The sequence below is a fragment of the Streptomyces sp. NBC_00212 genome (assembly GCF_045206365.1).
Classification (GTDB): domain Bacteria; phylum Actinomycetota; class Actinomycetes; order Streptomycetales; family Streptomycetaceae; genus Streptomyces.
On record NZ_CP108115.1, the window covers coordinates 3,104,508 to 3,116,187 of the forward strand.

The 11,680-nt window shown below is 71.4% G+C and carries 10 protein-coding genes; 5 read left to right on the forward strand and 5 right to left on the reverse strand.

Annotated elements, in window-relative coordinates; translation table 11 throughout:
• Positions 1 to 328 precede the first annotated feature (328 nt).
• Together OHA17_RS13950 and OHA17_RS13955 are read left to right on the forward strand one after the other, a co-directional pair.
• Complete coding sequence (locus tag OHA17_RS13950) at positions 329 to 2,605, forward strand: DEAD/DEAH box helicase (protein ID WP_406506933.1); 2,277 nt, start codon at positions 329 to 331, stop codon at positions 2,603 to 2,605.
• A 111-nt stretch (positions 2,606 to 2,716) separates the two neighbouring features.
• Entirely contained in the window at positions 2,717 to 3,601 is an 885-nt protein-coding gene (locus tag OHA17_RS13955) for an alpha/beta fold hydrolase (RefSeq protein WP_406506934.1), read from the forward strand.
• 366 nt (positions 3,602 to 3,967) lie between these two features.
• Here OHA17_RS13955 and OHA17_RS13960 read toward each other — a convergent pair whose 3' ends face one another.
• Positions 3,968 to 4,897, reverse strand: coding sequence for an NYN domain-containing protein (locus OHA17_RS13960; RefSeq protein ID WP_398876303.1), 930 nt, complete (start codon positions 4,895 to 4,897; stop codon positions 3,968 to 3,970).
• Positions 4,898 to 5,172: 275 nt separating this feature from the next.
• Here OHA17_RS13960 and OHA17_RS13965 point away from each other — a divergent pair, with 275 nt between their 5' ends.
• Positions 5,173 to 5,325 (forward strand): hypothetical protein, encoded by a 153-nt coding sequence (locus OHA17_RS13965; protein ID WP_199827104.1) that lies wholly within the window; start codon positions 5,173 to 5,175, stop codon positions 5,323 to 5,325.
• Between the two features lie 106 nt (positions 5,326 to 5,431).
• Here the strand turns inward: OHA17_RS13965 and OHA17_RS13970 are convergent, their stop codons facing one another.
• From OHA17_RS13970 to OHA17_RS13980, 3 genes are all read right to left on the reverse strand, one after another.
• Positions 5,432 to 6,037 carry a MarC family protein gene (locus OHA17_RS13970; RefSeq protein WP_053729930.1) on the reverse strand — a complete coding sequence of 202 codons (606 nt, stop codon included), beginning with the start codon at positions 6,035 to 6,037 and terminating at the stop codon, positions 5,432 to 5,434.
• Between the two features lie 167 nt (positions 6,038 to 6,204).
• On the reverse strand, positions 6,205 to 7,065 hold the full coding sequence (locus OHA17_RS13975) for a PHP domain-containing protein (RefSeq protein ID WP_053729931.1): 861 nt from the start codon (positions 7,063 to 7,065) through the stop codon (positions 6,205 to 6,207).
• Positions 7,066 to 7,168: 103 nt separating this feature from the next.
• On the reverse strand, positions 7,169 to 7,807 hold the full coding sequence (locus OHA17_RS13980) for a DUF6758 family protein (protein ID WP_406506935.1): 639 nt from the start codon (positions 7,805 to 7,807) through the stop codon (positions 7,169 to 7,171).
• 239 nt (positions 7,808 to 8,046) lie between these two features.
• Between OHA17_RS13980 and OHA17_RS13985 the strand changes: the two genes are divergently transcribed.
• Positions 8,047 to 9,288: an MFS transporter gene (locus OHA17_RS13985; RefSeq protein ID WP_406506936.1), complete on the forward strand. Its 1,242-nt coding sequence runs from the start codon at positions 8,047 to 8,049 to the stop codon at positions 9,286 to 9,288.
• A gap of 210 nt (positions 9,289 to 9,498) precedes the next feature.
• Here the strand turns inward: OHA17_RS13985 and OHA17_RS13990 are convergent, their stop codons facing one another.
• The gene (locus tag OHA17_RS13990; protein ID WP_406506937.1) at positions 9,499 to 10,083 is read right to left on the reverse strand and encodes a suppressor of fused domain protein; all 585 of its coding nucleotides are present in this window, start codon (positions 10,081 to 10,083) and stop codon (positions 9,499 to 9,501) included.
• Between the two features lie 468 nt (positions 10,084 to 10,551).
• Between OHA17_RS13990 and OHA17_RS13995 the strand changes: the two genes are divergently transcribed.
• The gene (locus tag OHA17_RS13995) at positions 10,552 to 11,676 is read left to right on the forward strand and encodes a magnesium and cobalt transport protein CorA (RefSeq protein ID WP_053729935.1); all 1,125 of its coding nucleotides are present in this window, start codon (positions 10,552 to 10,554) and stop codon (positions 11,674 to 11,676) included.
• Positions 11,677 to 11,680 lie beyond the last annotated feature (4 nt).

The window sequence follows — 11,680 nt, forward strand, 5'->3', positions numbered from 1 at the left end:
ACGAATGAGGATGCCCGGTCGGTTGCTCCGGTCGGCTCCGACCCGACAGCCCTCCGCCGGGCACGTTTCAGTACGTGCCACAGAAGAGGGATCCCTCAGCGGCACGAGCGCTTGAGCGACGGCAGTGGTCCCGCGCCACCCGGCAACACGATCGAATCTGATCCCCGCCGGACGAAATGGGCACGGTACGACCCGCCGCGTTCGCCTCCGTACCGCGTCTCACAGAAGAGGCAGCACCCTGACTACGTTCCGAGAGCTCGGGATCCTTCCCGAGACCGCCGAAGCCCTTGAAGCCGTCGGCATCGTGTCCCCGTTCCCCATCCAGGAGATGACGCTCCCCGTAGCGCTCTCCGGCACCGACATCATCGGGCAGGCCAAGACCGGCACCGGCAAGACGCTCGGCTTCGGTCTGCCGATCCTTGAGCGGGTCACCGTCCCCGCCGACGTCGAGGCGGGCCGGGCCACGCCCGAGCGGCTCACCAACACCCCGCAGGCCCTCGTCGTCGTACCGACGCGCGAGCTGTGCCAGCAGGTCACCAACGACCTCCTCACCGCGGGCAAGGTCCGCAACGTGCGCGTGCTCGCCATCTACGGCGGCCGGGCGTACGAGCCCCAGGTCGAGGCGCTCAAGAAGGGCGTCGACGTGATCGTCGGCACCCCGGGCCGCCTGCTCGACCTCGCCGGGCAGAAGAAGCTCGACCTCTCCCACGTCAAGACGCTGGTGCTCGACGAGGCCGACGAGATGCTCGACCTCGGCTTCCTGCCCGACGTCGAGAAGATCATCCAGCTGCTTCCGCCGAAGCGGCAGACGATGCTGTTCTCCGCGACCATGCCGGGCGCCGTCATCGGCCTCGCCCGCCGCTACATGTCGCAGCCGACGCACATCCGTGCCACCTCGCCGGACGACGAGGGCACGACCGTCGCCAACACCGAGCAGTTCGTCTACCGCGCCCACTCCATGGACAAGCCGGAGATGGTCGCGCGCATACTGCAGGCCGAGGGCCGCGGGCTCGCGATGATCTTCTGCCGTACGAAGCGGACCGCCGCGGACATCGCCGAGCAGCTCGCCAAGCGCGGCTTCGCCTCCGGCGCGGTCCACGGCGACCTCGGCCAGGGCGCCCGCGAGCAGGCGCTGCGCGCCTTCCGCAACGGCAAGGTCGACGTTCTGGTCTGCACCGACGTCGCGGCCCGCGGCATCGACGTCGACGGTGTCACGCACGTCATCAACTACCAGTCGCCGGAGGAGGAGAAGACCTACCTCCACCGCATCGGCCGTACCGGCCGCGCGGGCAAGAAGGGCATCGCGATCACGCTGGTCGACTGGGACGACATCCCGCGCTGGCAGCTGATCAACAAGGCGCTCGACCTGAAGTTCCCCGACCCGGTCGAGACGTACTCCACGTCGCCGCACCTGTTCGAGGAGCTCAAGATTCCGGCGGGCACCAAGGGCGTGCTGCCCCGGGGCGAGCGCACCCGCGCGGGCCTCGCGGCCGAAGAGGTCGAGGACCTCGGCGAGACCGGTGGGCGCGGACGCAGGTCCGCCGCCGCGGCGCCCGTCGTCACCGAGGAGCGCCCGGCCCGTACGCGTACGCCGCGTCAGCGTCGCCGCACCCGCGGCGGCGCGCAGGCGGACGGCGTCGAGACCACGGCCGCAGCTCCCGTCGCGGCCCCGGTCGCCGAGGCCGCCGCGGCCACCGAGACGGTGACCGAGCCGCGCACGCCGCGTCGTCGTCGCCGTACCCGTGTGGGTGCGCCGTCGGCCGTGCCGCAGGCCGCTGCCGCCGCGCCGGTGATCGAGGCGGCTCCGGTCGCGGTGGTCGCCGAGCCCGTCGCCGCCGTCGTCAAGGCTGAGCCGCGCCGTCGTTCCGCGCCGGTCGCCGCCGCGCCCGTCGTCGAGCCGGTCCAGGCCAAGGCGCGCCGTCGCCCGGTGCGCAAGGCCAAGCCGGCCTCCGAGGTCGGTTTCGTGACGCCGGAGTCGGCCGCGCTGGAGCTGGCCAGGGCCGCGAAGGCCAAGACCACCGCCGCGATCACCGAGGTCGCCGCGGCTCCGGCCGCCGCGGTCGCGGTCGCGGTCGAGGAGGCTCCGGTCAAGCCGCGCCGTACGCGCAAGAAGGCCGCCGAGCCCGTGGTCGAGACGGTCGAGGCCGCTGCGGTCGTCGAGACCGAGGCCCCGGTCAAGCCTCGCCGCACCCGCGCCAAGAAGGTCGCCGAGGTCGCCCCCGAGGCGGTCGTCGAAGCGGCCGTCGAGGCGGAGGCGCCGGTGAAGCCGCGCCGCACGCGCAAGAAGGCGGCGGAGGCCGTCGTCGAAACGGTCGAGGCCGTCGTCGAGACCGAGGCACCCGCCAAGCCCCGCCGCACCCGCGCCAAGAAGGTCGCCGAGGCTGCCCCCGAGGCGGCCGAGGCTCCGGCCGCGCCGCGTCGGACCCGGGCCAAGAAGGTCGCCGAGGTCGCCCCCGAGGCGGCCGTCGAGGCCGAGGCTCCGGTCAAGCCGCGCCGCACGCGCAAGAAGGCCGCCGAGCCCGTGGTCGAGGCCGTCGAGGCCGAGGCCCCGGCGAAGCCGCGCCGCACCCGCGCGAAGAAGGCGGCGGTCGCGCCCGAGGCGTAACCAGCACCACCCGAAACGGCCCGGTCCCCCTGTGGGGTGCCGGGCCGTTCGCGCTGCGTTCATTGGGTTGGCGAACCAGGCCCCCTGCGGCAGGCCGGATACGCTCTACTCATGAGTAAGCCGCGCTCCCTCGACCTTCCGGCGCGTACGCGTGCGTACCGACTGGCCACCCCCCGCCAGGAGTTCGCCGTCCTGGACTCGCGGCCCGACGGCGCCGCGCGCGGCACTGTGCTCCTGCTTCCCGGGTACACCGGGAGCAAGGAGGACTTCCTCGGGCTCCTCGACCCGCTCGCGGACGTCGGGTACCGGGCCGTGGCGGTCGACGGGCGCGGGCAGTTCGAGAGCCCGGGGCCGCGGCACATGTCCGGCTACACCCCGCGCGCCCTCGGCGGCGACGTACTCGCGCAGGTCGCGGCGCTGGCCGACGGCCCCGTGCACCTCGTCGGCCACTCCTTCGGCGGCTTCGTCGCCCGGTCTGCGGCCCGCCTCGACCCGTCCCCGTTCCTCTCCCTGACGCTGCTGTCGTCCGGCCCCGGCCGGGTCGGCCCCGAGCAGCGCACCAAGATCCGGATGCTCCGGGCGGCCCTGCCGGTGCTTCCGCCGTCGTGGGTGTGGGCGGCGACGCAGTGGCTGGACGGCCGGGACCCGGCGTACGTTCCGGACCCGCCGGAGATCATGGCGTTCCTGGAGCGGCGCTGGTTCAGCACGCAGCCCGCCCAACTCATCGCGACAGGGCGGCAGTTGAGGGTGGAGCCGGACCGCACGGAGGGCCTCGTGGCGCTGCCGCTGCCCCTCCACGTGGCGTACGGGTCCGGCGAGACGGTCTGGGCGGTGAGCGAGCTGGCCCACATGGCCCGCAGCGTGAACGCGCGGCACACGGTGATCCGGGGCGCGGACCACTCCCCCAACGTCTCCCATCCGGGGGAGCTGGTGGGGGCGATGACGGAGTTCTGGGCGGGCGTGACTGTCGGCCGCCCCAGCCCGACGACGGCGTGAGCGCTCCCGCGGCTGCGACGTTCGCCTGCGGACCGGACGTGGTTGCTCGCGCAGTTCCCCGCGCCCCTAAGGGGTTGAAGCTGGCCGACGCAGGCCCCCTGAGCGCTCCCGCGTGATTGCTCGCGTCAGGGCGCCGACCAGCCCAAACCCCTTAGTGGCGCGGGGAACTGCGCGACCAGCCCACGACGACCCGCACCCGACAGCCAGCACATGCGCGCAGCGCGTGCTTTCCAGGGGCGCGGGGCTGTGACATCGTGCGGCTCCGCCGCGATGGGGGTCCCCCCTGTTCGAGCGAAGCCGAGAACTTGGGGGAGCGACCAGCCCCTCGACGGGCCGCGGTCGAAGCAACCGCACCCCGCAGAACGCCTAGTACTGCGACTGAAGGTGCTGCCAGAACCCGTCCCGCAGAGCGCGGCGCAAATCCGCATGCCCCCTCAGCGAGTACTGGAGAAGCCGCTCCGCCTCGATGAGCAGGTCCTGGTCCACCGGGCCGGGCAGGTACGGGTGGCCGGGCAGGAGCTCGGCGAGGGCCGCGCGGCCCCGCTCGGAGAGCCACGTCGCGGCGATCCGGGCGCCGACGAACCGCACGTCCTCGCGCGACGGCGCCGGCCCCTCCTGCTCGTACATCGTGACCGGCCGCCGAGTGACGTACGGCTTGCAGAAGTCGAGGTCGAAGGTGCGCTGGCTGTCGACCTCCCAGAGCAGCGGTTCCGCCTGGTTGCGCCCCTCGGCGGCCTCGATGCCCCAGAGATGGACGCGCGCGCCGTAGCCCTGCGCCGCCTCGACCGCCGAGACGAGGTCCTCGTCGCCGCCGATGAGCGCCGCGTCGCTGATCGCGCGGTGCCGGGCCAGTGACTCCAGGTCGGAGCGGATCAGGGAGTCGACGCCCTTCTGCTGGTTGTTGGCGTTGAGGTTGCCGAGCCGGACCTTGACGTCGGGGAGCTCGGCGATCGACTGCTGTTCGGGGGTGTGGATGCGGCGCCGGGCGCCGTCGTACCAGTAGACGCGCAGCAGCCGGCTGTCCGCGAAGATCGTGCGCGCCTTGTCGATGAAGGCCTCGATGAGCCCCTCCGCGTCCAGGTCGAAGGAGCGGCGGTCCTCGGTGCCGGTGACGAGGAGGCCGGCGGCCGCGTAGACATAGCCCGCGTCGACGAAGATCGCGTGCGTGGAGGGCGTCTTCGCGACTTCGGCGAGCATGCGCTGGAGCAGCTCGTTGGTGGCGTCCAGCTTGCGGTCCAGCTGTGCGGCGCGGTCGTCGGGCGCCTGGGCCGGCTGTGGTTCCTGGGAGTCGTCCATACGTTTTCCATTGTCGAGGTCGTGACGCGCGGGGCACAACCGGGCACAACCGGTCGCCATCAGAGCCATATCCTTAGCAACTCGAAAAATTTCCTTAGCGTAGGGAATGTTTGCTGGAGGCAACCCGTTGAACAGGACGGAACGCGTTGCACCGTAGCCACGCAATCCACTCTTAACGGGCGGGCAACCGCCCCGACGCCTCGTGGGAGCAGGCTGTTCTCAGCCCCCCGCACCAATAGTTCTCCTAGCAGGAGGATCAGACGAAGGGAGAAGCCATGCGCTTCGAAATCATGCGCCTGGACGACGTCGACGGTATCGCCGTTGACAGCACCGTCGTGGACGCCGCCTCCGTCAACCGGATTGTGCAGCAGGCCGCCGCAATGGGTCAGCGCATCTACATCCGCCCGGCCACGTCCGTGGCCTCGTAACGCGTTAGAGGTAGTGCTCCCGCGAGCCGGTCGAACGGCCGCGGGTGCCGTACGTAAAGCGCCCCCGTACAGATCCGTACGGGGGCGCTTCGGCGTGTCAGGGGGCTCAACTGCCGTGAATCACCTGGGTGATGCCGTTGATGATCTGCTGCACCGCGAGGGCCGAGAGCATCATGCCCGCGAGCCGGGTCACCAGGACGACGCCGCCGTCCTTGATCACGCGGATGATCAGCAGCGAGTACCGCATGGTCACGTACAGGACGACGTGGATCGCGATGATCGCCGCCCAGACCGAGACCTGCCCGGACACCGAGTCGTGGTTCTGGACGGCCAGGATGACCTGGACGATCGCGCCGGGCCCGGCGAGCAGCGGCATGCCGAGCGGCACGAGCGCGACGTTGACGTCCTTGGTCTGCTTGGGCTCGTCGGTCTTGCCGGTGAGCAGGTCGAGCGCGATGAGGAGCAGCAGCAGACCGCCCGCGATCATCAGCGCCGGGACGTCGATGTGCAGGTAGGTCAGGATCTGGTGCCCTACGAGACCGAAGAGCGTGATCACTCCGAGCGCGACGGCGGCGGCCTGCCAGGCCATCCTGCGCTGGACCTTGGCGGCCCGGCCGGCGGTCAGCGCGAGGAAGATCGGCGTGATCCCGGGGGGATCCATGATGACGAACAGGGTGAGGAAGAGGGAGCCGAAGACGGCAGCGTCGAACACGGTGAGCCTTGCGAGGTGAGGGGCGTACAGAAGAGGGCCGGTGTGCTGCTGCGCAGATCGGCCGGGCCCGGCCCCCGGGACCGCGCGGACGTGCCGGGCGGGGGTTCGAGGAGCGGGGATGCGGGGGCGGCGCCCCCGGGGTCGGGAGAGGCGCGCTCTCCCTGCGGTCAGGCGCTTCCGCCCGCACCCGGCACGGGGAAGGCCCCCGTGGCGCGGCGGGTGATCTCGCCGTAGATCTCGGGGTCGGTGGTGCACTCCCCGAGCCGTACGGGCTTGCGGCTGCCGTGGTAGTCGCTGGAGCCGGTGGCGAGCAGCCCCAGCTCGCGGGCGAGGCCGCGCAGCCGCTCCCGGGTGGGGGCGTCGTGGTCGGTGTGGTCGACCTCGATGCCGTCGAGCCCGGCGGCGGCCAGTTCGGCTATCGCCGACTCGGGCACCACCTGGCCGCGCTTGACGGCGAGCGGGTGGGCGAAGACGGTGACGCCGCCCGCGGCCTTGACCAGGCGGATCGCGTCGAACGGGTCGAGCTCGTGCTTGCCGACGTAGGCGCGGCCGCCGTCGGCGAGCCAGTCCGGCACGAAGGCGTCGGAGACGGAGTCGACGACGCCGAGTTCGACGAGTGCCTCGGCGACGTGCGGGCGGCCGACCGAGCCGTCGCCGGCGATCCGCGCGACCTGTTCCCAGGTGACGGGCACGCCGAGCTCCTGGAGCTTGGCGACCATTCCCTGGGCGCGCGGCACCCGGTCGTCCCGCACGAGTTCGCGCTCGCGGGAGAGCTCGGGCTCCTCGGGGTCGAAGAGATAGGCCAGCATGTGCAGGCCGACGCCGTCGATGCGGCAGGAGAGTTCGGCGCCGGTCACGAGGGTGAGCCCGGCGGGGAGCGCGGCGACGGCCTGCGCGTAGCCGCGGGTGGTGTCGTGGTCGGTCAGCGCGACGACATCGAGCCCGGCGGCCGCCGCGTTGCGGACCAGCTCGGCGGGGGTGTCCGTGCCGTCCGAGGCCGTGGAGTGGGTGTGCAGATCGATGCGCACGACGCGTACTCCAGGGCATAAGGGGCGGATCAGGGGACAGTCAAGGATAACCGCCCGTCCACGCCTCCCCGCCCGCCCGCGAGCGGACTCGCCATCAGGACCGTCAGGACAGGATGCGCGGGGTCAGGGCCCCGCACGGCACCAGTTCCGTTTCGGCGCCCGCGTCGCGCAGATCGGTCAGGACGAGCTCGTCGTACATGAGGAGTCCGGACTGTTCCGGCCACACGATCGCCCACAGCCACAGGCCGCGCGCCTCGCCCGCGAAGACCGCGCGGTCGTCCGGGGTGCGCGTGACGTGCCACAGCGGGGTCGGCCGGCCGGCCGCGAGGAGCTTGGTGTGCGCGGGCTTGTCGACGCTCATGAACGGGCCGGGGTCGGGCGCGTCGATGCCCGCGTACCGCGCGCCGAGCCCCACTCCCAGCTCCTCGGCGACCAGGATCAGCTCGCCGATGCCGCCGAGCGGGCCCGGGCCGGAGCAGGCGACGGCGGTCGCACGGCCGCCGCTGCGGTCGTCACCGGCGTACGCGACGCCCGTGAACAGCCAGCCGACGGGCAGCGGCCAGGGCATCCACACCGGCACCTGCGCCCGGCGCACGACGACCTCCAGGGCCTCGACACTGGGCGGGACCACCGGCTGGAGCGGAAAGACGGGGCCGTGCACATCGCACTGCCAGGTGTCGGCAAAGAGACCGGGCGCCCTGACCCGGCCTCCGCACTTCGGGCAACTGGGTTCGCCCCTCATAGAGCCCCACGGTCCTCCCCGGCCGTCGCCCCGTCAAGGACGATCACCCGTCCGGAGTGCGGTCCGCCTGTCGAGGCAGGCGCGGCACGGGCCGGGAGGCCTGGCGGTACGGGCCCGGAGGCCGCCCGGCACCACCACCGGAAAAGTAGTTTCGTCTTGCACTCATTAGGCTCCCTAAGTTATTGTGTGTATTGCGCAACGATCTTGTGCCCACCATCCAACGGGAAGCGGGAGCAGCCATGCGGCAAGGAAAGGACCCTCTCGACGAAGGCGCAGGAGTCGGCAGCCTGCTGCGTCAACCCAAGGCGGTCTGGGCGACCGCGGGCGCGTCCGTCGTCGCCTTCATGGGCATCGGCCTGGTCGACCCGATCCTGCCGTCCATCGCCAAGGGTCTGGACGCCACGCCCAGCCAGGTGTCCCTGCTCTTCACCTCGTACTTCCTGATCACCGCCGTCGCGATGCTGGTCACCGGATTCGTGTCCAGCCGGATCGGCGGCAAGAAGACGCTTCTGGTGGGGCTCGCCCTGGTGGTCGTCTTCGCCGCCCTTGCCGGCACCTCGAACTCGGTCGGCGAGCTCGTCGGGTTCCGGGCCGGCTGGGGGCTCGGCAACGCGCTCTTCGTCTCGACCGCGCTCGCCGTCATCGTCGGCGCCGCGGCCGGCGGCAGCGCGGCGGCGATCCTGCTGTACGAGTCCGCCCTCGGACTCGGCATGGCGTGCGGCCCGCTGCTCGGCGCGGTCCTCGGGGACATGAAGTGGCGCTACCCCTTCTTCGGCACCGCCGCCCTCATGGCGATCGGCTTCATCGCGATCACCGCGTTCCTGAAGGAACAGCCCAGGCCCGCGCGCAAGACCTCGCTGCTCGATCCGATCAAGGCGCTCGGCCACGGCGGGCTCGCCTCGGCCGCGGCGTCCGCCTTCTTCTACAACTACGCCTTCTTCACGGTGCTGGCCTTCACGCCGTTCGTCCTGAACATGTCGCCGTACAAATCGGGTGGCGTCTTCTTCGCCTGGGGCGTGCTGCTCGCGGTGTTCTCGGTGCTGGTCGCGCCGCGGCTCCAGGAGCGGTTCGGCTCGCTGAAGGTGCTCGGCGGATCGCTCGTGCTGCTCGCCGCCGACCTGATCGTGCTCGGCTACGGCAGCCACACCACCGCCGTCGCCGCGACCATCGCCTCCGGCGCCTTCATCGGCCTCAACAACACCGTGTACACCGAGCTGGCCCTCGGCGTCTCGGACGCGCCCCGGCCGGTGGCGAGCGCGGGCTACAACTTCGTCCGCTGGTTCGCGGCGGCAGCGGCGCCGTACTTCGCGCCGAAGATCGAGGAGTGGAGCGACATCCACGTTCCGTTCGTGGTGGCGGCCGTGGCGGCGGTGCTCGGGGCGGGGATCGTGTGGGTCCGGCGCACTTCGCTCACGCGCGAGGCGACTGAGCGTCAGCCTGCGCATGCTGCGGAGGACGGGGTTTCTGTGTTCGCGAACTGAGCGCTCGGCTCGGAAGGTTGAGGTTCAGCTGCGGACCGTGCGTGGCCGGTCGCGCAGTTCCCCGCGCCCCTAGCAGGGTTGGCCCTGGCAGGGGCGAGCGTCTTCAGCCCGTCCGGCGTTTGAGGACGAGCGCCCTTCAGGCGCGAACGGGGTCTGGGGCGGAGCCCCAGGAGTCGAGCTGGAGCGCACGATGTGTTTCCAGCGGCCCCCTCAGTCCAGCCCCACCGACCTCCGCAGCGGGTCGCGCAGGTCCGTGCCCCCGGCGAGCCAGCGCTCCTCCAGTTCCTTCGCGCCGCGCACCCGCTTCCACGCGGCCTCGTTCGTGGTCATGGGGAGCAGGGGCAGGAAGCGCACCGGGTCCATCGGGGCGTCGAGCTCCAGGTCCTCGATCAGGCCGCCCGCCTCGGCGACCAGGACCGAGCTGAACGGGGCGCCCGGCCACAGCGGTTCGCCGACGTCGAGCGAGGCGCCCGGCGCCACCACGAGGCCCTCGACCCGCGGGGATGCGGCGAGCACGGCGAGCGGGCGGAGCACCTTGTCGGTGTCGGCGAGCCCGGCGCGCACCGACAGGACCAGCTCCGCCCGCGGGCCCTTCACCGGGTCGGCCAGCGCCGAGGTGGGATCGGCCATCGGCTGGGCGGACATGCCGAGCGTGGCGTACCGGACGATGTCGCCGTCGGTGAACCGCAGCACCTCGATGCGGTCCGTACCGAGAAAGGTGACCGCCGCGCGCGCGTCCGGCTCGCCCAGCGCGGTGCGCAGGCGGGCCTCGACCAGAGCAAGAACATCAACCATGGGGCGAGCATAGAAGGCGTATGCAAGCGGCAAAGACGGGGCTTGACGCAACAGTGGGCTGATAGTCTTGGCCGCTGTTCAGGACAGCAGGAAGTCCCCCACGGGGGACCGGCTGGAGGAGGTGGGGCTGCGATGGATCGAAGTCGGCCTGGCAGTACCAACCGCTCTTCCACGCGCCTGCGTTGTTCCCGGTGAACTGAGACCCTCTCTACCCGGCCCCCGGGTCCGGAAACATCCGAGTCTCCTGGCGTTTCGCCCAACGGAAGAGCACATCGCCTCGCCTTGTCCGTTTCAGTAGCGAACGCCGTCCCCGCGTGCCCCTGTGGTGCCGCCCGCTTTGCGAACGTGTGCGATTGATGCCCTTCGGGGTCGATTCGACCCTTCGGCCCTCTTCTTCGCTGTACGTCCCCATTCCGGGCAGTTCCAAGTGCCATGCCCTGCGACGGCCCTCCGTGAAGGAGTCCTGCCATGTCGATGATCCGTGACCTGCGCGCCGTGGTCCGCCCCGCGCTGCGCAAGACCAGCACCCCCTACAGCGGCTACGACACCACCCGCGACCCGTCGGCGAGCAGCGCCGTCGTGGACTGCGCGGTCTACCGCGACGGGCAGCGCGTCCAGTCCGTCGAGGACACGTCCTGCCTGACGCCCCGTGAGGCGATGCGGCGGGTGCGCGAGGGCGGGGGCTTCGCGTGGATCGGTCTGCACGAGCCGACCGAGGCCGAATTCGCCGGTATCGCCGCCGAGTTCGGGCTGCACCCGCTGGCGGTGGAGGACGCCGTCCACGCCCATCAGCGGCCGAAGCTGGAGCGCTACGACGACACCCTGTTCACCGTCTTCAAGACGATCCACTACGTGGAGCACGCCGAGCTCACCGCGACCAGCGAGGTCGTGGAGACCGGCGAGGTGATGTGCTTCACCGGGCGGGACTTCGTCATCACCGTCCGGCACGGCGGCCAGGGCTCGCTGCGCGCCCTGCGCAAGCGCCTCCAGGACGACCCGGAGCTCCTCGCCAAGGGCCCCTCGGCCGTCCTTCACGCGATCGCCGACCAGGTGGTCGACGGCTACCTCGCGGTCGTGGACGCGGTGCAGGACGACATCGACGAGGTCGAGATCGAGGTCTTCTCGGCTCCGGCCAAGGGCAGCCCGCGCGGCGTGGACGCCGGCCGGATCTACCAACTCAAGCGCGAGGTACTGGAGTTCAAGCGCGCGGTCTCCCCGCTGCTGCGCCCGATGCAGCTGCTCAGCGAGCGCCCGATGCGGCTCGTGGACCCCGACATCCAGAAGTACTTCCGCGACGTCGCCGACCACCTCGCCCGGGTGCAGGAGCAGGTCATCGGCTTCGACGAGCTGCTCAACTCGATCCTCCAGGCCAACCTCGCGCAGGCCTCCGTCGCCCAGAACGAGGACATGCGCAAGATCACGGCCTGGGCGGCGATCATCGCCGTACCGACGATGGTGTGCGGCGTGTACGGCATGAACTTCGACAACATGCCGGAGCTGCACTGGAAGTACGGCTACCCGATCTCGATGGGCCTGGTGGCCGTGGCCTGCTTCGCGATCCACCGCAGCCTGAAGCGCAACGGCTGGCTCTGAACGC

Bases quoted from the DNA above. Each gene is read 5' to 3' on its own strand.
- OHA17_RS13995 (WP_053729935.1), top strand. From the start codon at position 10,552: ATGTCGATGATCCGTGACCTGCGCGCCGTGGTCCGCCCCGCGCTGCGC.
- OHA17_RS13985 (WP_406506936.1), top strand. From the start codon at position 8,047: ATGCGGCAAGGAAAGGACCCTCTCGACGAAGGCGCAGGAGTCGGCAGC.
- OHA17_RS13955 (WP_406506934.1), top strand. From the start codon at position 2,717: ATGAGTAAGCCGCGCTCCCTCGACCTTCCGGCGCGTACGCGTGCGTAC.
- OHA17_RS13960 (WP_398876303.1), bottom strand. From the start codon at position 4,897: ATGGACGACTCCCAGGAACCACAGCCGGCCCAGGCGCCCGACGACCGC.
- OHA17_RS13965 (WP_199827104.1), top strand. From the start codon at position 5,173: ATGCGCTTCGAAATCATGCGCCTGGACGACGTCGACGGTATCGCCGTT.
- OHA17_RS13990 (WP_406506937.1), bottom strand. From the start codon at position 10,083: ATGGTTGATGTTCTTGCTCTGGTCGAGGCCCGCCTGCGCACCGCGCTG.
- OHA17_RS13950 (WP_406506933.1), top strand. From the start codon at position 329: ATGACGCTCCCCGTAGCGCTCTCCGGCACCGACATCATCGGGCAGGCC.
- OHA17_RS13980 (WP_406506935.1), bottom strand. From the start codon at position 7,807: ATGAGGGGCGAACCCAGTTGCCCGAAGTGCGGAGGCCGGGTCAGGGCG.